Source organism: Chamaesiphon sp. (genome assembly GCF_041738855.1).
Taxonomy (GTDB): domain Bacteria; phylum Cyanobacteriota; class Cyanobacteriia; order Cyanobacteriales; family Chamaesiphonaceae; genus Chamaesiphon.
This window is the reverse complement of sequence record NZ_JBGSPA010000226.1, coordinates 24,623-49,791: the sequence shown is the minus strand read 5'-3', so window position 1 is coordinate 49,791 and position 25,169 is coordinate 24,623. Positions and strand designations below refer to the sequence as shown.

The 25,169-nt window shown below is 48.9% G+C and carries 15 protein-coding genes; 11 read left to right on the top strand and 4 right to left on the bottom strand.

Annotated features, from left to right (window positions below; genetic code table 11):
- Positions 1-324: 324 nt before the first annotated feature.
- Positions 325-2,352 carry an ABC1 kinase family protein gene (locus ACEW9I_RS25255; protein WP_373543092.1) on the bottom strand — a complete coding sequence of 676 codons (2,028 nt, stop codon included), beginning with the start codon at positions 2,350-2,352 and terminating at the stop codon, positions 325-327.
- A 142-nt stretch (positions 2,353-2,494) separates the two neighbouring features.
- On the bottom strand, positions 2,495-4,285 hold the full coding sequence (locus ACEW9I_RS25250; protein WP_373543091.1) for a glycosyl hydrolase family 28-related protein: 1,791 nt from the start codon (positions 4,283-4,285) through the stop codon (positions 2,495-2,497).
- 352 nt (positions 4,286-4,637) lie between these two features.
- Between ACEW9I_RS25250 and ACEW9I_RS25245 the strand changes: the two genes are divergently transcribed.
- The 5 genes from ACEW9I_RS25245 (at position 4,638) to ACEW9I_RS25225 (ending at position 11,493) form a co-directional block, all read left to right on the top strand.
- Complete coding sequence (locus ACEW9I_RS25245) at positions 4,638-5,993, top strand: lipopolysaccharide biosynthesis protein (RefSeq protein WP_373543090.1); 1,356 nt, start codon at positions 4,638-4,640, stop codon at positions 5,991-5,993.
- A 144-nt stretch (positions 5,994-6,137) separates the two neighbouring features.
- Positions 6,138-7,334, top strand: coding sequence for a glycosyltransferase family 1 protein (locus tag ACEW9I_RS25240; RefSeq protein WP_373543089.1), 1,197 nt, complete (start codon positions 6,138-6,140; stop codon positions 7,332-7,334).
- An 83-nt stretch (positions 7,335-7,417) separates the two neighbouring features.
- Entirely contained in the window at positions 7,418-9,049 is a 1,632-nt protein-coding gene (gene wzy, locus ACEW9I_RS25235) for an O-antigen polysaccharide polymerase Wzy (RefSeq protein ID WP_373543088.1), read from the top strand.
- A gap of 73 nt (positions 9,050-9,122) precedes the next feature.
- Positions 9,123-10,244, top strand: coding sequence for a glycosyltransferase family 4 protein (locus ACEW9I_RS25230; RefSeq protein ID WP_373543087.1), 1,122 nt, complete (start codon positions 9,123-9,125; stop codon positions 10,242-10,244).
- A 34-nt stretch (positions 10,245-10,278) separates the two neighbouring features.
- Complete coding sequence (locus tag ACEW9I_RS25225) at positions 10,279-11,493, top strand: glycosyltransferase family 4 protein (RefSeq protein ID WP_373543086.1); 1,215 nt, start codon at positions 10,279-10,281, stop codon at positions 11,491-11,493.
- A gap of 114 nt (positions 11,494-11,607) precedes the next feature.
- On the opposite strand, the gene ACEW9I_RS25220 is transcribed toward ACEW9I_RS25225, so the two are convergent.
- Positions 11,608-12,042, bottom strand: a complete 435-nt coding sequence (locus ACEW9I_RS25220) for a KGK domain-containing protein (protein WP_373543085.1) — start codon at positions 12,040-12,042, stop codon at positions 11,608-11,610.
- Positions 12,043-12,191: 149 nt separating this feature from the next.
- On the opposite strand from ACEW9I_RS25220, the gene ACEW9I_RS25215 reads away from it, so the two are divergent.
- From ACEW9I_RS25215 to ACEW9I_RS25190, 6 genes are all read left to right on the top strand, one after another.
- Entirely contained in the window at positions 12,192-12,413 is a 222-nt protein-coding gene (locus tag ACEW9I_RS25215) for a hypothetical protein (RefSeq protein WP_373543084.1), read from the top strand.
- Between the two features lie 130 nt (positions 12,414-12,543).
- A complete protein-coding gene (locus ACEW9I_RS25210) occupies positions 12,544-13,692 on the top strand; it encodes an alanine--glyoxylate aminotransferase family protein (protein ID WP_373543083.1) in 1,149 nt (382 codons plus the stop codon).
- A gap of 210 nt (positions 13,693-13,902) precedes the next feature.
- Positions 13,903-14,169, top strand: coding sequence for a hypothetical protein (locus tag ACEW9I_RS25205; RefSeq protein WP_373543082.1), 267 nt, complete (start codon positions 13,903-13,905; stop codon positions 14,167-14,169).
- Positions 14,170-14,647: 478 nt separating this feature from the next.
- Complete coding sequence (locus ACEW9I_RS25200; protein ID WP_373543081.1) at positions 14,648-19,636, top strand: tetratricopeptide repeat protein; 4,989 nt, start codon at positions 14,648-14,650, stop codon at positions 19,634-19,636.
- Between the two features lie 711 nt (positions 19,637-20,347).
- Complete coding sequence (locus ACEW9I_RS25195) at positions 20,348-21,436, top strand: hypothetical protein (RefSeq protein WP_373543080.1); 1,089 nt, start codon at positions 20,348-20,350, stop codon at positions 21,434-21,436.
- A 456-nt stretch (positions 21,437-21,892) separates the two neighbouring features.
- The gene (locus ACEW9I_RS25190; RefSeq protein WP_373543079.1) at positions 21,893-24,121 is read left to right on the top strand and encodes a glycoside hydrolase; all 2,229 of its coding nucleotides are present in this window, start codon (positions 21,893-21,895) and stop codon (positions 24,119-24,121) included.
- Between the two features lie 324 nt (positions 24,122-24,445).
- On the opposite strand, the gene ACEW9I_RS25185 is transcribed toward ACEW9I_RS25190, so the two are convergent.
- Positions 24,446-25,030: a Uma2 family endonuclease gene (locus ACEW9I_RS25185; protein ID WP_373543078.1), complete on the bottom strand. Its 585-nt coding sequence runs from the start codon at positions 25,028-25,030 to the stop codon at positions 24,446-24,448.
- Between the last annotated feature and the right edge of the window lie 139 nt (positions 25,031-25,169).

Genomic DNA, 25,169 nt, shown 5'->3' with positions numbered 1-25,169 from the left:
ACCGCTAATTATCAACAAGCAGAGCTTATTGATAATAATTTATGAAACACTTAGTTTTTGAGGATTGGTAGTGATTGGCTCAAACACAGTCAGGTAATTGATTTGATGATGAGGCTAGCCTCATCGAACTCAGGTTATTCGTAATGGGTGTGTTGCGATTGCGATCGCATCTAGCATGTCAGATCCCCGACTTCTCCAAGAAGTCGGGGATCTAGCCTCGCATTCCTAATCGATATCGTCGTAATTGCTCACAAAAAAGGGTACCCACACGAGGTACCCATCTAGAGTAGATTGCGATTACCTCCGGTACGCTACGCGAACGATTTATGGTCTGATGCGATTGGGTAAAGCGAGTTGGGGTCGATTGTTTACAGGTACAGTCGGCACATCTTGCAATAAGACCTCGCGAATCAACCGAGCTGCCATCCGTTGGGTTAAACCGCTAGCGATTTTTTGTCCGAAGGATTGGGTTTCGGACTTGAGTAAGATTTGGGGGATCTTGGGTAAAACGATCGTCGGATCGAAGCCTTTGGTCTGCTGCAAGATGTTCCAAATCCGTTGGATGTGTCCCAGCCCTTCGGATAACTCTTGGGTGTTGTTGACGGTCGTTGGTACCTTCATGCCGATCCCTTTTTGAATGGCGTGGGTGACATTTTGGAGGGTGTTATTACCAAAATTGTCTAAACCTCTGACGATTTCATCCGCGAGGTAGTCACGGATAAAGGTACCGCGATCGGAGAGAATAAAATCTAGTGTTTGGTCGATAACTTGGTTGAGATCGTACTCGTCGCTGCTCCGTGCATTATTGAGGAGATTTTCGAGGCGATTCCAGCGGAAGGAACCATCTTTGAATAATAGTTCTTTGAGGGAGTTTCGCAGATCTGGAGCGGGATCTGTGAGTAGTCGTTTGGCGACGTAGGGATAAGCTTTGGCGAGTACTTTAAAGTTAGGATCGACAGAAATGGCAATACCTTCAAGGGTGGCGAGCGATCGCAGGATCAAGGCATAGTAAGCTGGTACTTGAAAGGGAAACTCGTACATTACGCCCGACAATTGATCGGTAACGCTCTTAAAATCTAAGTCGGCGATATTGGTACCGCTAATACCGAGCGAACTATTAAAAACATAAGTTAAGGCAGGAATAATCGGGGTGAGATCTGTATCTGGAGTCAGAAATTCCAACTTAACAAAATCTCGTCCTAGCCCATCAAAATCTCGATTTACTAAATGCACGATCGCTTCTACTAACCCGTACCGTTGGTATGGTTTAACTTGGCTCATCATCCCAAAATCTAGGTAAGCTAATTTACCATCGGGTGTCGCTAAAAGATTGCCAGGATGAGGATCGGCATGGAAGAAACCGTGTTCTAATAATTGACGCAACGAACATTGAACGCCAACTTCGACTAGATATGTCGCATCGAGTCCTTGTGCGGCGACTGCTTCAAGGTTGGTTAGTTTTGTCCCCGTAATCCATTCCATTGTCAGGACGCGTCTACCCGTATATTGCCAGTAAATACTAGGTACGTAGATATCCTGCATACTGCCATACAATTCGGCAAACTTTTCAGCGTTGCGCCCTTCGTTTTCGTAGTCCATTTCCTCGAAGATCCGCTCGGCAAATTCATCGACGATCGAAACTAAGTTACTCCGAATTTGGGGGAAATTAGTTTGCGCCCAAATAGAGAGCGTCCGCACGACATGCAAATCTAAGCCGATACTGTCTGCGAGTCCTGGGCGTTGAACTTTGATCGCGACGGTTTCACCACTCCAGAGTTTGCCTTTGTATACTTGTCCGAGTGAAGCGGCAGCGATCGGTAAATCGCTGATTTCAGCATAGATGGCTTCGGGTCTATCGCCGAGTTCTTCTTCGATAAATTGATAGGCAATTTCGTTGGAGAAGGCAGGAATATTATCTTGGAGTTGCGCTAGTTCTTCTAAAAATTGAGGCGGTACTAGGTCAGGACGTGTAGAGAGTGCCTGACCGATTTTGATGTATGCTGGCCCCAATTTGGTTAATAGTGTCCGAATTTGGATCGCACGTTTACCGAGATTTTCTTTGCTACGGTTGGTGAATTTGTCAAGCAACAATCCGAAGGCAAAGTTAAAGATCGGTAGGAAAATGCTCAGGAAGCGGGCAAATACTTTCAGGGGTTGACTACTATAATATTCGGCGGTGGCGATCGGGTCGTAGCCTAGCCATGTTTCGTCGGTAATTTCTTTCACTCGTCTGGAATTCACAACTTCTGCATCAGCCACTAGTTCAGTGGATACGGCTGCTACTGACTGGTTAGACGGAGCATCGACTCGATTCATCTCTGGTGAGAACTGATTAGCAGATGTGGTGTTCATGAGGTGATGTTAGTTAGCCCTATTAAGTATTGTAACAATTTTTGGGAACTGACAGGGGATATTATCAATGTTATTGCCACAACTAGGTATTTGTCTGGGGGTTGTCCTCCTCGGTAAGATCGGGATGCCGATCCCGATCTGGCTAAATGCCGATCGGCATCAAAACTAAAGCCAGCGCGATGCTGTAGAGTGGACGCTTCACGATCGGCAGCAGCAGCAGGGATGATAATAAAATTTTACGGACATCGATCGACGTGGATAAGCGCGTCGGGACTAGCGGACGAACGCCCCAGCTCACATTTGCGCGCACAGGTATCGATGTCGAAGCTTTGACAATATTTTGGGAAATACCACAACTGCCAGTACACGCCGAATTGGCTACGATCCCATACTTCAATCGCGTTGGTTCGAGCGTATCGACGATCGTATTATTGTGGATGCGGAGATTGCGATTCTTGCTATTTGCCTGAAGATAGATCGCCGCCCGCGAGGCTCCAGAATTGTCTTCAGCTAGGCGATAGCTGCGGGCAGGATTGACGATCGTGTTATTGGCGATGGAGGAGCTACCAGCTCCTCCCAGCGCGGCATTCGACCAAATCCCTGCCCCTGGAGCGTTGACGATCCGATTGCCAGCAATAGTCAGGCGATCGATCGGCGCGTTTGGATGAGTATACTTCCACAACACGATCCCACCAGAGAAGCGATCGTGCTCGTAAGTCACAGGTTGGGCATTGACAAAGGTGATGCGATTGTCCGCGATCGTCAAATCTTGGATCGACGCATTACTATTGGGATCGAGCATAATCCCCGCCGAAGGTCCTTGGCTCCCAGCTACTCCCGATCGCAGCCAGTTGGTGGAGTTGATATTGACCGTATTGCGGCGGAGCGTCACATTTTGCAATGCTGGTAGTGCGGGATTAGTACCTGGATGAATCCCAAACCATAGCGTGAAGCCCGTATTCACATCATCGAGGCGATTGTCTTGATAGAGCTGACGCTGCGAGACGGGAGTGCCGACCCCCGTGACATTGATGCCGTTGGCATAGCCGGTGATGGTGTTCCCGATGACTGTCTGATCGTTCCCATGAATTTCGATCGCCGTGCGCGCGCCTTTGGTACCAGGGCCAGAGCGGGAGACAAAGACATTTTTGTCTAGGAGCATCCGCGCACCTTGGGTATAGATTGAAGAGTGATCGAAATCGACGGCATTCCCACCTACATTGTCAAAGCGCGAATTGGTAATCGCGACATCCGTCATCCCCTCCAAAGTCCCGTTGACCACCACCGACCAGACCGCATTTTGGTTGGTAAATCGCGTCCGATCGATCCGAATGCGTTTCCCTGTATAAACCCTTACTGCCGCGCGCGGTAAGGCAGTCTGGTCATCGCCAAAATCGGGACTATTTCTGCCATTGCTTTCACCCCTCAGCACGGGATTGTGCTGACCATTGGAGTCGATCGTCAGTCCTGCTATGACAAAATCCGTCAGTGGGGTACTGTATTCCGCTGTACCCATCAGCGACTCATAATTCCCCTGGCGATCTGCGAGCTTGAGGGTTGCGCCTTTGGTCGTACTCGCTGCCAATCTCACCCGCGATCGCAATTTAAGAGCTTGGAGATGTTTGCCCTGGCGTTGGATCGAAATCCGGTAGGTACCAGGCGGGAACATCACACTCCCGCCACCTTTTTGAGCGATGGTGTCGATCGCTGTTTGGATCGCCACCGTATCATCAGTACCATCATTGGGGACTGCGCCAAATTGAGTCACTACCACGGACAACTTCGCAATCTGGGGCGGTGCTGGCAACAGCGGTCGTGCTGTACTCATCCGCTGCGGCGATTTCCCAGAGCTGATGGGTCGAGACGAGACATCGCCCGCCCGTGCTGGCTCTGTGGTTTGCGCGTTAGTGGCGTTTAAAAAAAATAAGTTCAATGCTATGTTAATTATTAACAACTTAAAAGGCATCATAATATATCTACACTTTAATATTTCTCAGACTCCCAACGACTGAAATACCAGTATCTTCACTTCAAGTCATTAGTTATTAGTTAATTTCACAAAGTAAGTTGCTCAAATTAAATGAAAGTATTCTGATTGATTGACAATAAAAATACCTACTTAGCGTACTCACAATATTTTATCATAGTAGCCTTTAATTGACTGAATTGGCGGTTCGGCATAAATGCTTAATTTTCATTAATTACATATTCATCGGTTAGAATCTAAAGAAAGACTATTGATGATTTGAGCGATCGGGTCATTAGCGCACCGCAATAACAACAGTATGAAATTACGCCATAACTTTTCTTGGACATTAATTGGAAATGTCATCTATGCTGCTTGCCAATGGGGGATGCTGGTGACAATTGCCAAATTGGGAAGTCCAGAAATGGTGGGGCAATTTACATTAGGGCTGGCAGTTACTGCACCAGTAATCATGTTTACCAATCTACATCTGCGGACAGTACAAGTCACAGATGCCAAGCGAGAATTTTTATTTGGTGACTATTTGGCGTTGAGACTACTCGGTACGACAGTCGCCCTGCTAGTCATCATCGGCATCGTTACCACCGCCGGATATCGCACCGAAACATCTTTATCAATTTTATTGATCGCGGTGGCGAAAGCCTTTGAGTCGATTAGTGATGTCTGCTATGGGTTCATCCAGCAAAACGAGCAGATGGATCGGATCGCGCGATCGATGATCGTCAAGGGGATACTCTCGTTGACGTTGATGAGTCTGGGTGTCTACCTCTCTGGTACCGTAGTGTGGGGGACAGTCGGTCTGGCGATCGCGTGGGGGATAGTCCTGGTCGGTATCGATCTACCCAATACCTCCAAACTGCTCATTAAATATGCGGCTGTCAAAGTAGATCGATCGCCAGTAATCACGGTGCAACCGAACTGGAACTCGGAAAATATTTACAGATTTGCGAGGCTCCCGCTGCCGTTAAGTTTGGCAAGAATCTTCCTCTATTTGAAGCTGATGATGCCGCGATCGCGATGGGATTTCACAGCTCTATCCAAGTTAGCGTGGTTATCACTGCCATTAGGCTTTGTGATGATGTTGATCTCGCTAAATCTCAATGTCCCGCGCTATTTTATTCAAAATTATTTAGGTGAAAAAACCTTAGGTATTTTTGGAGCATTATCGTACTTGATGGTGGTGGGGAGTATTGTCATTAATGCCTTGGCTGAATCTAGTAGTGCGCGACTGGCAAGGTATTATGCTGCTGCCGATCGGCGGAAGTTTTCGATCTTGACTATTCAGTTAGCGATCATTTTTGGCGGTCTGGGGCTGATCGGGATTCTGTTTGCTTGGATCGGTGGCAAACAAGTACTCACGCTGATCTATCGCCCAGAATATGCCCAACACCAAGAATTATTCCTATTGTTGACGATCGCGGCGGCAGTTGGCTATGTATCATCAGCTTTGGGCTATGCGATCACTGCCGCTCGGTATTTCCGAGTCCAGATCCCCTTATTTATTGCCGTCACGGCAACTTCCGCACTCGCCTGTCTGTGGTTGATTCCCACCATGGGGATGAGAGGAGCGGCTTTAGCCTTAATCATGGCAGCCTTCACCCAATTGTTGCTCAATGCAGGTGTAATTACTTATGCGATCTCCAAGCTCAAATGACGATCTATCAAGACTTGCATCCCTGGGATTGAGTATTACTGCTGATGACGTTGGGGATAGTAGTTCAATAAACTTGAGGCACAACCCGATCGAGAAATCAGTCGTTTTGTCTACATTTTCATCTTCAGATGCCGCTCAGAAATTATGAACCGCGATCTTGGTAGCCCGCCCATCCGTATACTCCACGTTGTCGGTACGATGGATCGTGGGGGTGCAGAAACTTGGCTGATGCATATCCTCCGCAATATCGATCGCCACAGCTTCCATCTGGATTTTCTCGTCAGTACGACGGCTGTAGGTGCCTATGATGATGAGATTCGCGCTCTCGGTGGGCGGGTGATTTCCTGCATGGGACATGCCAATCCGGTCAAGTACGCTCAAAAATTCACCCAAATCCTACGTGAGTATGGCCCTTATGATATCGTCCACAGCCATATTCATCACTACAATGGCTACATTTTCCGGTTGGCTCGTCAAGCTGGCGTACCGATGCGGATCTGCCACAGTCATATCGACTCTACCGCTCTCGAAGCCCAAGCTGGATGGCTACGGCGGCAATATTTTAAATTGATGACGTACTGGATCGATCGTCATGCCACCCTGGGACTAGGATGTAGTGAGGTGGCGAGTGCCAACTTATTTGGCAAAAATTGGCAAACCGATCCACGCTGGCAGATTTATTACTGTAGTGTCGATCTGACCCCATTTGCACAACAGGTCGATGCTGCGAGTGTCCGCGCCGAACTGGGCATCCCCGCAGCAGCATTTGTCATCGGACATGTCGGTCGCTTTCAGGAGCAAAAGAACCATACTTTTCTGCTCGATATCTTTGCGGAAATCCTCAACCGAGAGCCACAGGCTTATCTATTATTGGTCGGCGACGGCCCATTGCGATCGACCATCGAGCAGGAAGCGGTCGCCAAAGGGATCGGCGCGCGGACGCTATTTGTTGGTAGTCGTCCCGATGTCCCCCGCTTGATGCTCTCAGCCATGGATGCGTTTGTGATGCCTTCTTTGTGTGAAGGGTTGCCGCTAGTGGGGATCGAGGTGCAAGCAGCAGGTTTGACGGCTTTCTTGTCTGAGGCGATTACCGCCGAAGTCTGCCTGCTCGAATCGCTAGTCACCCGCTTGAGTTTGTCCCAACCAGCCTCGGTGTGGGCGGATCGCATTCTCCGCTCTCGGCAGCAGCCAAAGATCGATCGGATGGCAGCCTTAACGACAATTCAGGATAGCTCTTTCAATATTCAAGTTGGGGTGAGAGAGCTGATGCAGATCTATCGCGGTGTGCGGGTAGGAAGTACGAGCAAGAAGCTGGGTACTCTAGATAAAGCTTTAATTTAGGTCGAGCTGGGATCGAAATTAGTAGAGAGGCAGGTGCAGATGCGATCGGACGGTAGCAAATACATAGTGGTGGAGACAGATGGATGATAGTACAAAAAAGCCGTGAAAATTGGCTGATAGTATTGATTCAATCATATATTTTGATTGGATTGGTAATTTTTGGGATGGTTTATGCCGTCAATCCAGCGGGATTTATGTTTTCGGTAGAAGCAACATTTTACGCGATGTGCTGCCTCTTTTTGGGGCTAACAATTTGGTTTTTTGGATCTTGGTACTCAGTGACCAAACGCTTATTCGACCCGTATGTATTGTTTCTACTGTCAGCTCTGATCTTTAATGGCGGACAGATCGTCTTAGAAGTTTTCAATCTCAATGAAAATGGATTTTTAAATAATGTATTTACAGTCGGTGAGTCGTTACAAGTAGTGTATCTAGTCACGCTGGCATTCGCAGCCATGCATTTTGGCGCACTACTGTGTATCGTCCTCGATCGCCAAAAAAGTGCCCCCCGCCAGTTTCTCCAACTGCTCGATCGCAGTGCCTTCGATGTAGCTCCCAAGTCCAGGATCGAGTCTGCTGCTAGTGCGGCAATCGTTCCGTATGTGCCACTCCAGCTCGGCGCGTCCGAACCACCAATCGGATCGTCGTTTAGGTCTTCAGTCATCCCCGCCCGGACGATCGTCACAGTCGGTCAGATTTTTCTATACATCTCGATTCTCCCCGTCTTGGTAACAGCACTCGGGGCGATTCAAGTTGCTAGATCTGGTGGTTATGCCTCTGTGTACGAGCAACAAGCTGTCACTGGACTTGCTGGATCGGCATCGATTATCGCGGATTTTATCTTTCCTGGGGTCTTTCTGGTCATTGCTGGTGGCAAAGACAAACCCAAATTACGAATATTTGCAGTCCTCTATCTGTTGTTTTATACTTGCGCCAAGCTAGCGATCGGGACGCGGGGCGCGGCGGTGATGCCGTTATTGGCAATGTTGTGGTTATGGGATAGCGTAGTGCGTCCGCTCCCGAGGATGCTACTTGTAGCCATCTCCGCAGTGATGCTGATGGTGGTATTTCCAGTGATCGGGGCGACGAGAAATGAAGTAGCAGGTGTAGATTTATTCTCAATGGAATTTCTGAGCAAAACACTTGCGGGGGTCAACAATCCGCTAGTTTCCTCAATTTCCGAGATGGGATTTAGTGCTACCACGATCGGTTGGACGATGCAACTAGTACCGACAGTCAGACCGTTCGCGCTGGGGTCGAGCTTTGTTATGGGTCTTTTGATCTTGATCCCCAATGTATTCTCATCAGGTCGGCATCCGGCTTTAACGATGTCTGGTTATGACATTCCCGACTTTTGGTTGGTCGGCGAACTTGACAAAGAATTTGCCGAGCGCGGCGGGAGTTTTGGATTTTCCTTTATTGCAGAAGCTTATCTCAACTTCGGCTGGTTTGGGATTATTTTGATGGGGATGATTGGATTCTTCTTGGCTAAATCTGTCGAGTGGTGCCTTCGCGATCGCGATCCGGCAAAAATGGCAATTATCGCGATCTTTGTATCATTTTTTCTATTCTATCCACGCGGCTCATCTCAAATGGTATTTCGACCATTGATCTGGTACTCTGTAGTTCCTTATCTCTGGATGAGATGGCTCAGTAAATTGAGTCCAAATCGGGTCAAAGAGCTATCAAATGCCATGAGGAAAGGTGAGAAATAAAGCTTGAACCCTACTGGTGGCGATCGAGAATTAGTTTCAACTAGACTCAATATCAACTTAAAGTACTAAAAAGATGGCAGATCGTTCGAGCATTCATTTAGGTATTTTGTATATCGGTAAACAAGGTGGGATCTGTCACTATACTTACGAACTCGTCAGGGTGCTCTCAAAAATAGTGAAGGTAACCTGTTATCTTTCCGCTAATAATGAACTACTAGCTAAATGGCAGGAGCTACCCTGTCAAATCAAAACATTTGAGACATATAGTGGCTTTTCCACACTGCTATGGTCGATGGTAACTCAGCAGCCATTGAATGTAGCTAAAGAAATCGATCGAGATCGACCAGATATCCTCTTGGATACTGGCTCTGGGCCTTGGGCTGGGATGATAAAAAAAGCGATTTCTTCCCAAGTATTGACAATTGATGTTATTCATGATGTAGAAACCCATCCCGATCGCTGGTTGCCATTAATTACTGCATATCAGTTTTTCTATCCTAATAAAGCAGATGCTTTGGTGGGAATTTCTGATTATTCTTATCAACAACTATTGCTCAAATTTCCGAAGATACCGATCCTGAAATCAGCGCATGGCATTATTCAGCCTGCTGCTAGTATCGATCTAGATCGAATTGCCACAAACAGAAACAAATTTCTGTTTTTTGGCAGGATTGAAAAATATAAAGGGGTAGAAATATTAGTCAAATCTTTTGCGATCGCCAAACAGGTCTACCCCGATCTTTCACTCTCAATAGTTGGCAAAGGGACGATCGACGAACAGTTGAAAACCCAAATGTCCGAGTTAGGAATTCAATTAATCAATCGCTGGGTTGCTGAAGCCGAATTGGCGGAGATCGTCGCCAATCACGGGATAGCAGTTATGCCCTACTTGTCAGCGACACAATCAGGCGTAGCCGCAGTCTGTTTGGGAAATGGACTGCCCGCGATTGCGACCAATGTCGGTGCTTTACCAGAGCAAATCATTCACGAGCGCAATGGCGCGATCGTCCCCCCAGGCGATGCTGATGCGCTAGCTCAAGCGATGTTAGCGATCTCTCAAGATTACGCCTCTGCTTATAAAATGGCTCAGGAAGCTGGTATTATTGCGGAGACTACCTATTCCTGGAAAAATATTGGCACCAAACTTTTGGAAGATATGATTGATTTAGTTCGTAAAGAGCGAGTAGCAATCTAATTTTCAGATCCACGTATTTAACTAAGAACGTTTAATGGTAAAAGCTTTATTGACAATTGATGCTGCGGTATTTTATCGCACTCCCGATGGTCGGGTTCATACCCAGTCAGTCGCAAATTACGATGAATATTGGACGATCCCGCGCCAAAGTTTCGACCAGCTTATCATCATGACTAGATTACAAGAAATCGCTAAGATCGATGATTCATGGCGTCCGGCGGACGGGGATGGAGTTGTGTTCCGAACGGTACCTTTTTATAAAGGTCCCTATCAATATTTAGCTCAGTCCAAAACAATTCGCAATACGATCCAAGCTAGTCTGGAAGAGTGTGATGTCTTGCTCTGCAATGGCCCTGGAACGCTCAGTGCAGTAGGGATCGATGTCGCAAATCAACTCAAAAAGTTGTACGCACTGGATGTGTTGGCAGATCCTTATGATGTCTACGCGCCAGGAGCGATGACACATCCGCTTCGCCCCTACCTTCGGTGGCGACAACCTCGCCAGTTGCGGAAATGGTGCCAGGATGCCTGCGCCGTCAACTATGTCACCAAACAAGCCCTGCAACGACGTTATCCAGCCTCAGCAGATGTGCTCTCGACGGGGATTTCGGACGTGCATCTTCCATCGGATACCATTGTGGGCGCGCCACGCTTGTTTGGTGCCCAGCACAGCCCGATCTCACTGATCTATGTGGGCACTCTCGCCCAGCTTTATAAAGCTCCAGATATCCTGATCGCTGCCGTCGGCATCTGTATCAAAGAGGGGTTAAATATCAATTTGACGATCGCTGGGGATGGTCAATTTCGGCAAGCGTTGGAGGCACAAGCCACAGCATTAGGAGTCACAGACAAAATCCACTTTTTGGGAGCTATTCCAGCGGGGGCGGCTGTGCGCCAACAATTGGACAAAGCCGATCTGTTCGTCTTACCTTCATATCAGGAAGGCTTGCCCAAAGCAATGGTGGAGGCGATGGCGCGAGCATTGCCGTGTATTGGCTCATCTGTCGGGGGCATTCCCGAACTACTGGCGGCGACAGACTTGGTACCTGCGGGCGATGCCGTGGCATTGGCTACCAAAATTCGAGAAGTAGTCACAGATCCCCAGCGGATGACGGAAATGTCTGCACGCAATCTCGATCGAGCCAAGGACTACAGATCGGAACTCTTGCGCGCGCAACGAATTGATTTTTATCAGCACATTAGCAAATATACCGCTGACTGGTTGAGCCAAAAAAGCCCGCACAAATGATGACCTGACTTATGAATGTGGATCGAATAACCGACAACTCTGAAGCAGGTAAGTTCGATCGAATAAGTTGCGTAAATATCAACTGGTGGGCAGTGCCCACCCTACTTAGCTACACTATTGACCATTGTTATTGTGATGAATACCTGTGAGGACATATTCGCTGTTGACATACTCATCAGTAGCGATGTCTTCGCGATCGAGTTCGCCTGGTAATAACATTTTCTCGGTAGTATCTTCTACCAAAAATTCCACCGAAACTTGTACCCTTACTTTACCTTTGCACCAGCGACGGGTAGATAGATCGAGGATCTCACAACTAATTCCTTCATCGAACCATTGACAATGCTCATTTGCCAATCGGGTCGAACCGATCATCCGAATGGGAATCTCCAATCCATGCTGACGTAGTTTCTGATCGATCGCCCTACCAACTGAGCCATCAAAGGATTGACCGATCGCCTTTTTGAGCTTCCCAGACCGAAACATTGCCTCTCCAAAAGCAATTACATCGTCGTCACCACAATCATAAGGAATCAGATTATTTGTCATAACATTTTTTTGCGATTTAAAGGTTACTACTATATACCATCAACATCATGCCATAATATCCTCAAAACAGACCTGACATCGGCAATCGCGTACTAGCAAATTAGATTCGCTCTATTTAGCCATCAGCATGAGTATAGCAACTATTGCGATTGGCTCGCCGTCGATCGGTCAAAGACATCAAGCAGAAAATGGTTGGTAGCAGCGACCGGAGATCGGTCAGTTACCCAGTTGATGTTATTGTGCCCAGATTTGCGGTCGATCGCACAGCACTCCTGTCCCATCGCGGTTGGGAGGGATGGAAATTGGATATAGTGGCAACTGTGGCGATCTCAACCACTCACTGGCAGCGATCGACTGTGGTACCGAGCTAGACCCCTATCCCCTGTCGCGATCTTGAGCTAAAATTGACATTCTCCAAATTAAAATCGGTCAGTTACCCAGTCGCGAGTGGATCGATTCTAGCTTGTAAGTTTAACTATATATTTGAACGGGATAAAGATTGTGGAAAACAAATTAATGTTGATGATTCCTGGGCCGACACCAGTACCTGAGAATGTGTTACTGGCTTTAGCCAAGCATCCGATCGGGCACCGGAGTGGTGAGTTTAGTCAGATTATGGCAGATGTGACTGCCAATCTCAAGTGGTTGCACCAAACCCAAAATGATGTCTTGATGTTGACTGTTTCTGGCACTGGGGCGATGGAAGCCGGGATAATTAATTTCTTCAGTCCTGGCGATCGCGTGGTGGTCGTTCACAATGGTAAATTTGGCGAACGGTGGGCGGAAGTTGCCACAGCATTTGCGCTCGATGTCGTTGAAGTCAGCGCACCCTGGGGACAACCGATCGATCCTGATGCGGTGAAGTCAGCTTTGGATGCAGATACTGCCAAAGCCATCAAAGGCGTCATCGTCACTCATAGCGAGACTTCGACAGGCGTCATCAATGACTTGGAAACCATTACCAAGCATGTCAAAGCCCACGGCGCGCTCATCATCGTCGATGCTGTCACTAGCCTGGGTGCCGTCAATGTGCCGATCGATGAGTGGGGTCTAGATGTGGTTTGCTCTGGTTCCCAAAAAGGGTTCATGATCCCTCCTGGTTTGGGTTTTGTGACCGTCAGTCCCAAAGCCTGGGCAGCTTATCAAGTGGCTAAATTACCTCGCTACTACATGGATTTGGGTAAATATAGCAAAGACGCTGCTAAAAACACTACCCCATTTACACCCCCAGTCAACCTGATTTTCGCGCTCCAAGCTGCATTAAAGATGATGAAGGTAGAGGGGCTAGAAAATATTTTTGCGCGTCACCAGCGACACATGCACGCTACCCGTGCCGCCGCTACGGCGATGGGATTGCCATTGTATGCGCCTGACGGACATGGTAGCCCCGCGATCACCGCAGTGGCACCGACGACTGTAGATGCCGAACAGGTGCGAAGTGTGATGAAGAAGAAATTTGATATCGTCCTGGCTGGCGGTCAGGATGGTCTCAAAGGTCAGATTTTCAGAATCGGTCATTTGGGCTTTGTGTGCGATCGGGACATCCTCACGGCGATTGCTGCGCTCGAAGCGACGATCGCTGAACTCGGGCATACTGGTTCTGCGCCAGGGGCTGGTGTGGCTGCGGCGGCGAAAGTGTTGCTGAAGTGATCGATACCTCTTACCCTTTGGCTAGACTTCGCTGTTGATGTTGCTCTACCCCCCCTTATAAAGGGGGTGCTCTTGTCCCCTCCCCTGCCTACAGCAAAGGTTGCATCCGCTCGATCGGGGGAGGGCTAGGGTGGGGTAAAGATCTTCGCCACAAACAAACTTATATCTACCCCCTAAAGCCTAAAACCTAAAGCCTAAAACCTAATTCCCATGCTCCTTCCGACTCCAGCCTTTACAATCTGTAACTACCAGCTACCGTTGGCGGTGTACCGAGAAGTCGCCGCTCATTTGCGACAAATTGCAGGCATTACTGTCACTTTTTTGGAGCCGATCGATCGCGCCTTTAGCTACACCGAGAGCCAGCTTGGCGGTCTAGAAATTACAGGAGCCGATCGACTTACTGAGTTAGATTTGCGGCAATTAGATCGCCTCCTCAGCTATTATGCTGAACGTTATGATGAGTGGGAAATCAACTAGCGATCGACTGACTGCTGCGACGATCTCATCACCCTAGTTGGCTCTGGCACCGATCGCTCCAGCAACGTCAGCATCAGCCGGATTGCCTGTAAACAGCGGTTGGCAATTCCGGTGACTTCTCATCCCGATGCCAGATAATCTACAATAATTAAAACAGTCTAAACTCCGCCTCAATCGACTAGTTGCTACCATTTAACACGTCTTTTTAATACCTTCGATCGGTTGCCAAATTGACGAAGCATCTAGTTGGGGCTGGTAATATTTTAAATACTATTCATTTCAATGTATTTAATAATACTATGACGCCTCAGTATCTCCTAGTAAATTTGTGGTTGTCAGTGCGGATCGCTAAACTGCCAAGTGACTAGGAAACTACCACAATTTTTATCGCTAAAATTTGGGCGAAATTACTTTTTAGATGCTCAGAAGTCATTGTCTCAAGTCTGTTGCAGCATTTTGAATATCTTTTAAAATAATTATGGTAAGTAGATTTTGGGGCAGTCTCAGTCATCGGCATAACTCAGATCGGAGTGCAGATCTAGTTACAAGTAGCCAAGAGTCAACGATCGCTAACGATGTAGAGAGCGATCGCGCGATCGCGGCGTCTCAATCTCCCGCCGATGATGAGACTAAATCTCTAGCTGATGGACAGACAGCTTCGACAGCCGTCGCCGAAGATGAGACAATAAAAGCAGATTTCGACTCAGAGTCCGCCTACTTAATTCTCCCTGTGGCTACAGACGATCCAGCAGCTTGGTATAGTCAGGGAAACTCGTATCGAAATGCAGGTAAGTTGGATATTGCGCTAGCTTGCTATAGCAAAACGATCGAACTGCAACCCCACAAGCAGGAAGCTTGGGCAAACTTGGGGTGGGTTTTGGTCGGGCTAGAGCGGTGGGATGAAGCTCTCAATGCTTACACCCAAGCGATCGAACTGCAACCGCAAGATGCTGAAGCTTGGGCAAATCAAGGCTGGGTATTGTTTCAACTCAAACGCTATCCAGAGACGATCGCTTGTTGCGAACGGGCGATCGCGCTCAATCATAGCGACCATTTTGCCTGGTATCAACAAGGGCGAACTTTATTTGAATTACAGGACTATGATGCGGCTCTAGTAGCCTACGATCGCGCACTAGAAATTCAGCCAGAAGATCGCCTTACCCTCACTCATAAGGGCTGGTTGTTATTAGAGATCGGACAGGCGCAAGCGGCTTATGCCTGTTATGAACGGAGTTTGCAGCTCGAACCTAGCGATCCATTTGCCTGGAATAACCAAGGTCAAGTATTGATGCAGTTGGGCAATATTACCGCCGCGATCGGGTCATATCAGCAAGCAACAACACTAAATCCGCAATTTCATCAAGCTTGGAATAATCTAGGTGTCGCCCACTTCGAGCAACAAGGTTTTCAGGACGCGCTACGCTGCTACAATTGCGCGATCGATCTGGCTCCAGATTTTCAAGTAGCTTGGTACAACAAAGGCAAAGTCTTATTTTGCTTGGGTGAACTTGAGCCAGCCTTGGCAGCGTATACCAAAGTCACCGAACTCCAGCCAGACTTTTATCAAGCCTGGAACCATTGCGGGAATATTTTATTTCATCTGGGTGAGTTGGAGACCGCACTCCGCAGGTATGAAGTCGTCACCAACCTGCAACCCCAATTTGTTGAAGGCTGGACTAATCGGGGTAATATCCTCGCCAAACTCGATCGACCCCAAGAAGCTCTCAACTGCCACACTCAAGCCACCACCCTCGCCCCCAAAGATGCCGCAGCTTGGAACAATCGGGGTCAAGCGATGTTCCAACTCGGACGGTACGAATCCGCCCTCGACTGCTATCGCAAAGCGACTCAGTTCGAATCCACCCTCAGTGATGCCTGGAATAATCAAGGCAAAACACTCTTCAAACTGAGCAAATTTGAGGCGGCGATTGGGAGCTACGAACAGGCAACTCGGCTGCATCCTGAGTTCTACACGGCTTGGAACAACTTAGGTGTAGCCCAGTTTCATCTCCACCGCTATGACGCTGCGATCGCCAGCTACGAGCGCACGCTCAAACTCCAACCCCAATTTCATCAGGCTTGGTACAACAAAGGGATGGCACTGTTTCATCTGAGCCAATACGAGCAGGCATTGGACTGTTACGATCGCACGCTCAAGCTCAAGCCCGACTATCATCAAGCTTGGAACAATTTGGGCTTTGTGCTGTTTCATCTCGGGCGGCATGATGAGGCAATTAGTAGCTACACTCACACGCTCAAGCTCAATCCCGAGTTTTATCCCGCTTGGTACAATCAGGGGATCGCCTTGGCGCAGCAGGGGGAATATGTAGAGGCGATCGCTAGTTACGATCGGGCGATCGGCTATCAACCAAATGATGCCTATATCTGGTACGATCGGGGCCACGCTCTGGCACAGCTAGAGCGACACCTGGAGGCTTTGACGTGCTACGATCGGGCGATCGCCCTTCAGTCGGAAATCGAGCGAGCTTGGGACGCTCGTGGCAGCACTTTGGTCAAACTCGGACGCTACCCCGAAGCGCAAGCCAGCTTTGATCGGGCACTCCAGCTCCAGCCCAAAGATCCGGCGATCTGGCATCGGTATGGGATCGTCCAAGGGTTACAGCAGGAATATACCGCCGCATTGGAAAGTTACGATCGGGCGATCGCGATCGATCCCAATTTTTATCTGGCTTGGTACGAGCGCGGCAATGCTCTGGCTGCTTTGGGTAGGCATGAATACGCCCTGACTAATTTCGATCGGGCGATCGCGATTTCTCCCAATTTCTATCCCGCCAGTCAGGGCAAAGGACAGTCATTATTCAAACTCCGCCGTTATCCAGCAGCAGTTGTCAGCTATGATGCGGCTCTAGCGATCGAGCCAGCTCGGTTTGAGTGTTGGTGTCAGCGTGGCTATGCTTTGAGCCACTTAGAACAATGGGAAGAGGCTCTCTACAGCTATCAGCAAGCTCTCAAGCTCGATGTCACGGCTGCGCCGATTTGGTACTTTCAGGGCAAGACGCTGCTCAGACTCCAAGACTATGCCGCAGCACTAGCGGCGTACGATCGCGCCCTCCAGCTCAATGGCGGAGATTATCACAGTTGGAACGATCGCGGGTTGACGCTAGCACATCTGGGTCGCCAACAGGAGGCGATCGCCAGCTATCACCAAGCGATCGAGCTTCAACCAGATTACCATCCCGCTTGGCACAACTTGGGCAAAGAATTGACCCAAATCGGCGATCTCGCAGGTGCGCTGGCTGCTTACGATCGAGCGGTGGAATATTACCCCCAAGATCCAGATACTTGGTACGGGTTGGGCAATCTCCTCTGGCAAATGGACGCGCTAGCCGACGCGGTATTTGCCTATACCCAAGTCACCAATCTCCAAGCCGATCGCGCCGAAGCCTGGTATCGTCAAGGCAAGGCTCTCCAACAGTTACAGGAATGGGAACGCGCCGCTAGCTGCTACGCCCGCGTCACCGCCTTGACATCTGCTAGTTACGACCTCTGTTATAGTCACGGACAGGTATTGGCTCAATTGCGCCGCTGGGAAGCGGCGATCTCCTGCTATGATGTCGCGCTCAAATTCAACGAACATGAGCCAGCAGTCTGGTATGACAAAGGTTTGGCTCTCGCCGCCCTCGATCGGTGGGAAGATGCCAATAGTTGCTACGATCGCGCCCTCAGCCTCGCGCCCCAAACTTATGCGATCCTCTACCACCAAAGCTGCGCCCAAGCCGCTCAAGGCGACTGGGAAACAGCCGAGATCTCTTGCTGTCAAGCGATCGAACTCGATCCTGACAATCCCGATGCGTGGGAACAGCATGGGCGCGTCTCGATCGAACTAGGCGCGTATACGACGGCGGTAGCTAGTCTCCAAGCCGCTACCGCGCTAGAGCCAGAGCGGGCGAGTAGTTGGCAGTTATTGGGACAAGCCCAATATCATCAAGGTGAGTTTTTTGGCGCACTGAGTGCTTATCGGCAGGCATTGGAACTCGCCCCCGATCTCGCCGACGTCTGGTACCATCGCGGCTATCTCCTCAGTCACCTGGAACGCTGGGATGATGCCCTGAGCAGTTACGATCGAGCGATCGAGTGCGATCCCAACTTTGGCTTGGCTTGGTACCAGCGCGGACAAGCACAGTTTCAACTCCATACCGATCCTACTGACAATCTCCATAGTTACCAACGCTGTGTAGCATTAACCCCTGACTACGCTCCAGCTTGGTACCAACAAGCCAACCTCCTGTTTGGATTGGGGCAATTGGTACCTGCGCTCGATAGCTACGAACGCGCCCTGGAGATCCAACCGGACGATTGTTACACTTGGAATAATCACGGCAACGTCCTCGGATCGCTCCAACGGTATGAAGCCGCACTCGTCAGCTACGACAAAGCGATCGCCCTCCAACCGCAGTTCTATCAAAGCTGGCACAATCGCGGCAAGGCTCTATTTCACCTCAGCCGTTATGAAGAAGCCGCTACCGCCCACGAACGCAGCCTCGAAATCCATCCCGACGCCAATGCCTGGAACGGACGCGGCATCGCCCTTCAACATCTCGGCTGTTGGCAAGAAGCTTTAGCATGTTATGAGCAAAGTGTCAATCTCAATCGCCAAGATCCGCTCGTCTGGCTCAATCGCGGTGTAGCTCTAGCGCACCTCCACAAATATGAAGATGCGATCGCCTGTTATGACAACTGTGCGATCCTCAATCCCGACGATCGCCAAGCATACCACTATCGCGGCAATGCCCTGCTCGAACTCGGTCGCTGGGAATCTGCGGTAGTGAGCTTCGATCGCGCCCTCACTCTGTCTTCAGCTACCACTGACACTGGTACCGCATTGACGACCCGCGCGTGGAATAGTCGCGGCAATGCCCTGTTTCAACTAGGTAACTTGGAAGCTGCCCTCCACAGTTACGATCGCGCGACTCAGATAGCTCCCCAAGACCCCAGCGGCTGGAATAATCAGGGAACGACTCATCTCAACCTCCAACAGTATCCCGAAGCCTTGCACTGCTATCAAACTAGTCTCAAACTGCGCGATGATGATGCCGCAACCTGGTACAAGCAATCGATCGCCCAGCAAGCTCTCGGTCAAATCGATGCCGCCATTGCCAGTCTCGATCGCGCTGTGAGATTAGACCCAGAATACACTCCAGCTTGGTATCGGCGGGGCAATATTCATCTGCTGCGGTGCAAATTTGAAGCCGCACTCACCGACTATGAAGTCACCCTCAATCTCGATCCCGATCGCGCCACCGCCTGGAATAGTCGTGGCAACTGCCTCCTCGAACTCGATCGACTTGACAATGCCCTGTTTAGTTTCGAGCAAGCCACGGCTCTAGCTCCCGAAAATCCTGAATTTTGGTTCAATAAAGGTCGAGTTCACAGCAGTCTTCAGCAGTGGGACGCAGCCGAACACTGTTATAGTCTAGCCCGCAGTTTGACCCAGCGGGATTGGTGAATAGTGAATAGTGAATGGTGTGCTCGATCGCTGCTGAACAGATCGGAAGGTTGAAGTAAGGTGGGCAGTGCCCAGAAGTAGTAAAAGTAGGGTGGGGACTGCCCACCATCTAGGTTCTAGGCAATTTTTAGCTAATAAATATTTACGCGCACTTGTTCCCTTCCCACCTCAGAAATAGGCGATCCACTGTTCACCATTCACTCACTACCCTAGCTAGCTAATTGCTAATTGGACAACAGGAACAAAGTAATTAACCACCAGCCGCGAAGGTGAGCATAATGGTCACCGATAACAGCAATCCTGGTACGAGCAATACGACCAATAGGATCAGATCTTGAGTTTCCATAGTGGCGTTCTAAGTTAATGGGAGATAGAAGAGCGTAGCCAATCGACGATCGCAGCAGCTCATCCCTTACTGTAATCGCGATCGCCAGAGTCAGAGCGCAAATTATACGATTTCTTAATACCAGAGAGGGTAGGGTAAAAGCAAGGCGATCGGTCAATATAGTGTAAAGCAACCCCAAAATTAAAATTATTATCATTTTCCAATCTAGCTGGTCGATTGGAGGATTAATTGGGCAGTATGAAGCTATACTACTTTCTCACAATCGACCTACTTGGTGGTGTCTGGCGATCGGATTAGATCTAGACAGACATCATCGATCGATGCTCCCCGGGAGAGGCTTTACCATAGAGTGCTCATCTACCTATATGTCCCAGCTATCAATTCTGCGGATTTTACCGCTACTAGTATTCGCGATCGCGCCAACTGCACTGGCTAGACGTGCCTCCCCCGTACTCCCGATGACGTTGGGACAAACATATCGCGGATCGCTCACACCATCGCCGAGCAACCCCGAGGGGGAAGTCTGTTATGGATTATCGGTAGAACCAAATACGCGGATTACCCTCAAAGTCAAGACTACTGGGGTGGGTATTCTCAAATTTGCGCTGTATGACAAAGCCCAAGCATTGAGGTTTTTTCATAATGATGTCAGCAATAGCGATGCTCTCAACCAGAAACTACACCAACGAGCCGATGAGCGTGATGGTGCCGATTCACGGTTTAGTTTTCCAGTCGTCAGCGAGGTATCGCAACTGTGCTTGACGACAACTAGCCGCGATCGCGGTCAACAGTATGATTTTACTGCGACTGGCAGATCTAGTCGCAAATCAAAATCGCGGATCGCACTGCGGCTGGTAGATCGCGCCAACCCCACACCCACTCCCCCTCGACGCTGGGCATCACCAATCGTCCAAACCGCCCCAAAAGTCGAGATTCCGCCACCACCACTTGGGGAGCCATATTGTTATGTTGGCACCTGGCAGATCGCCGATTTGGCTGCATATTGGTTGCCGAGTGTCCAAACTTTTACGCAAGCCAAAGTCACCGAACCGCTGCTACTTGGATATGCGAAAGTCACCATCAACAGAGATGGCAATGCAGTATTTGACGCCTTAGATGTCGAACAAAAATTCACGCTCAAGACCGCAGAAACTGGAGCTAAAATCGAGAAGATCGGCTTGGCGATCGCTGGCAATGCTAACGCGAGATTTCAGGTCAATGCCGATAGTACTTTGACATTTAGTTCTCAAAATTACCAACGACTGACTACCAAAGTCAACTTGGGTACTAATATCAAACTCACTGGCGATCGCTTGTTTATGCTCTTTGGCAATCGCGATTTGCCCCCAGTCAAGCTCCCCTACAAATGTCTCGATCGCGATAATCTCACGCTCAAGATCCCGCTAGCTACAGGTCAAAAGTTAATCCCCATTTCGCTCAAGCGGATAAATTAACTTAGTGAATGGTGGATGGTGGATGGTGGATGGTGAATGGTGGATGGTGAATGGTGGATGGTGAATGGTGGATGGTGAATGGTGGATGGTGAACAGAAGGATGCTTGCTGCCCCAACCCTCCAAGCCCTGAAAACCTAAAGCCTAAAACCTAAAGCCTAAAGCCCAAACCCTAAAGCCTAAAGCCTACAGCCTAAAGCCTACAGCCTAAACCCTAAAGCCTAAACCCTAAACCCTAAACCCTAAAGCCTAAACCCTAAAGCCTAATTGATTAAGTGTTGTGAACCAATAGCGCGATCCCCAGTCAGATTTGGCTCAAAGTGTGTTTTCACCAAAAGAAGTGAGTTAAGATCGCAAACGATCGGTCAAAATTTGACAATCTAGTCGTAAGCGTAGCCGCTCTGCAAGAGCATCGATTAGCCTCTGCTCAAATTAATCATCAATTCATAACTTAATCTATGCCGCATCCTCTCCATGTCGCCTTTATCTGGCACCAGCATCAACCTCTGTACAAGTACCGCGATGGTAAGTACCGATTACCGTGGGTGCGTTTGCATGGCACGAAAGATTATTTGGATCTGATTTTATTACTCGAAAAATATCCCAAACTGCATCAGACAGTCAATTTGGTGCCATCGCTGATCTTGCAGTTGGAGGACTATATTGCGGGGACAGCCTTCGATCCGTATCTCGAACTAGCATTGATGCCTGTCGAGCAACTGCAAGCCGCGCAGAAACAATTTATTATTCGGCACTTTTTTGATGCCAATCATCATACCCTGATCGATCCTCACCCACGATATAGCGAACTGTACCACCAACGCCAAGAACGCGGCGAACCGTGGTGTTTCGAGCAGTGGGTCGATCGCGATTATAGCGACTTATTGGCATGGCACAATCTCGCCTGGTTCGATCCCTTGTTCTGGGAAGATCCCGAGATCGCGCATTGGCTCAAACAGGATCGAGACTTTAGCTTGAGTGACAGACAGCGGATCTACTCCAAACAACGAGAAATCTTGCGCCGAATTGTCCCCCAACATCGGCAGATGCAGGAATCGGGTCAACTGGAAGTGACGACGACGCCTTATACTCACCCAATTTTGCCGCTACTGGCAGATACCAACGTGGGACGGGTTGCTATTCCCAATATGACGCTACCCGAAAAAAGATTTCAGTGGGCGGAAGATATTCCCCGCCATCTCGGTAAAGCTTGGAAGATGTACAAAGATCGCTTTGGTTGCGTTCCACGGGGCTTGTGGCCGTCAGAACAAGCTGTCAGCCCAGAAATGTTGCCCTATGTCGCGCGACAAGGGTTCAAGTGGCTGTGTACGGATGAGACGATTTTGGGGAGTACGCTCCAGCATTATTTCCATCGCGACGGTGCGGGCAATGTGCTCGAACCACAGTCTCTGTATCGTCCCTACAAGGTGAGTACGCCCGATGGCGACTTGTCGATGGTATTTCGCGATCGCCGATTATCGGATTTAATTGGATTTACATATAGTGGGATGCCCGCCGAAACCGCCTCTGCCGATCTCGTCGGACATCTCCATGCGATTTCTAAGTCCCTCCTTGCCAAAGAAGGACATGATGGTACCAGTCTCGAACAACCATGGCTAGTAACGATCGCCCTTGACGGCGAAAACTGCTGGGAACACTATCACCTCGATGGTAAACCCTTCCTCGAACATCTTTATCAGACTCTCAGCGATGATGAGAGCATCAAACTCGTCACCGTCTCCGAATTCCTCGATGAATTCCCCGCTACTGCGAGTTTCCCTGCGCCCTCACTCCATACAGGTTCATGGGTAGATGGTAGCCTGACTACCTGGATAGGCGATCCCGCCAAGAATCGGGCGTGGGATCTACTCACCACTGCCAGACAAGTCCTTGCCAACCATCCCGAAGCGACAGAAACCAATAATCCCGCAGCGTGGGAAGCCCTCTATGCCGCCGAAGGTTCGGATTGGTTCTGGTGGTTCGGAGAGGGGCACTCCTCCAACCAAGATGCGATGTTCGACCAACTATTCCGCGAACATCTAATCGCCCTCTATCAAGCATTGAATGAGCCTGTACCTGCTGAATTGAGCATTGCCGTAGAGTCCCACGAACGCAAGACTACTTATCGTCCAGAGGGATTTATCAATCCCAAAATCGATGGACTTGGGGACGAGCAAGATTGGAATTTGGCGGGACGATTGGAGATCGGCGGTGCTAGCGGCACGATGCACCAAAGTAGTCCGATTCAGCGGGTCTACTATGGAGCGGATCACGTCAACTTCTATCTGCGGCTAGACTTCAGAGCTGGTGTCAAACCAGGAGTCGAGATCCCCAATGAGTTGAATTTGGCTTGGTACTATCCCAAGGAAGTCATGCACAATAGCCCGATTCCATTGGCAGAATTACCCCGCAAAGCACCGACTAATTATCGGTTCCACCATCGCTTGCTGATCGATCTGACGACCAAGTATAGCTGGTTGCAAGAGGCAATGGATTACGATCGTTGGGAAGCGCGATCGAGCAATGCCCTAGTCGCCTGGGATAAGTGTCTAGAAATCGCCGTACCCTGGGCAGATCTCAACCTCGAACCCGATTATGGGCTACAGATGGCACTGGTATTCTCTGATTGCGGTCGTTATCGTCAGCACATTCCAGAGCAGGGTTGGATTAGTTTGCAAGTTCCGTAAATGAGAAAGTAGGTTTTAGGCTTTAAGCTTTAGGTTTCAGTTTTAGCTTTAGTAGGGTGGGCACTGCCCACCAGCTAGGTTTCAGGCTTTTACGATGCGATCGATCGTTGGATCGACTTACTTTGCCAAAAATAGTGCTGAAGGAAGGTTAAATCGATCGCTCAATTTCTGAGCATCATATTTTCGGATCTAATCGCTCGAGCAATGTCTGCAAAATCTGGATCGTCTTTGAAAATTCCCGCAAATTCGATCCAAGGATTTTGAGATTGAGGAGCTGTAATTTGGGTCGAGTATTCAATAAATTGAATTTCAGCAATTAAATTATCAGCAACCAGCCGAGAGAATCTCATCGGCGGTTAAATTTAGCAATGTATCTTGAAATTGTAACTTATCATCACCCCGATAAATTTGCTCTTGATATCCTGCTGCTGTCAATGTTAAAACCATAATTTCTCGAACATGTGGATCGATAATCCAATAGACAGGAATATCTCGATCTTGGTATTGTATTCGCTTGGCAATATAATCCCGATCTCGCTGCAAATCGCCAGGACTAACTACTTCTATAACTAAATCTGGCGGTGCCATTTGCAATCTAATGGTATTGCGAGAACGCAATAGCTCGATGTGTTCTGTTTTAATAATCGTCAAGTCAGGATAACGATTGCGGGGTTCTCCATTGACTTCCAATTCTAGTCCATGTCCTCGCACTCGCAAATAGCCGACAATCGGCAGGAAAAAACTAAATAAAAAATTAGCAATCCCAATATTAAATCCTGACTCTGGTGGCACTTGGACTAATTCCCCGTTGAATAACTCATATAGTCGATTGTTGTCATCTGTATAGGCTAAATAGTCCTCAAAAGATTCAAATCGAGGATGCGTTACTACTACTGTTGATAAGGTCATCGAAGCGACACTCCGGCAATGGCGAGGACTAAGTGTATTGTACCAATACTGGAATCATCTTGAGTAAGGTATCATGTAAGTTGGGTAACATCAGGCAAAACCTTACATCAACAGTCGCGATCGACCTACAATGATAATT

Bases quoted from the DNA above. Each gene is read 5' to 3' on its own strand.
- ACEW9I_RS25220 (WP_373543085.1), bottom strand. From the start codon at position 12,042: ATGACAAATAATCTGATTCCTTATGATTGTGGTGACGACGATGTAATT.
- ACEW9I_RS25240 (WP_373543089.1), top strand. From the start codon at position 6,138: ATGAACCGCGATCTTGGTAGCCCGCCCATCCGTATACTCCACGTTGTC.
- ACEW9I_RS25245 (WP_373543090.1), top strand. From the start codon at position 4,638: ATGAAATTACGCCATAACTTTTCTTGGACATTAATTGGAAATGTCATC.
- ACEW9I_RS25190 (WP_373543079.1), top strand. From the start codon at position 21,893: ATGCCGCATCCTCTCCATGTCGCCTTTATCTGGCACCAGCATCAACCT.
- ACEW9I_RS25225 (WP_373543086.1), top strand. From the start codon at position 10,279: ATGGTAAAAGCTTTATTGACAATTGATGCTGCGGTATTTTATCGCACT.
- ACEW9I_RS25230 (WP_373543087.1), top strand. From the start codon at position 9,123: ATGGCAGATCGTTCGAGCATTCATTTAGGTATTTTGTATATCGGTAAA.
- wzy (WP_373543088.1), top strand. From the start codon at position 7,418: ATGATAGTACAAAAAAGCCGTGAAAATTGGCTGATAGTATTGATTCAA.
- ACEW9I_RS25185 (WP_373543078.1), bottom strand. From the start codon at position 25,030: ATGACCTTATCAACAGTAGTAGTAACGCATCCTCGATTTGAATCTTTT.
- ACEW9I_RS25255 (WP_373543092.1), bottom strand. From the start codon at position 2,352: ATGAACACCACATCTGCTAATCAGTTCTCACCAGAGATGAATCGAGTC.
- ACEW9I_RS25195 (WP_373543080.1), top strand. From the start codon at position 20,348: ATGTCCCAGCTATCAATTCTGCGGATTTTACCGCTACTAGTATTCGCG.
- ACEW9I_RS25205 (WP_373543082.1), top strand. From the start codon at position 13,903: ATGCTCCTTCCGACTCCAGCCTTTACAATCTGTAACTACCAGCTACCG.
- ACEW9I_RS25200 (WP_373543081.1), top strand. From the start codon at position 14,648: ATGGTAAGTAGATTTTGGGGCAGTCTCAGTCATCGGCATAACTCAGAT.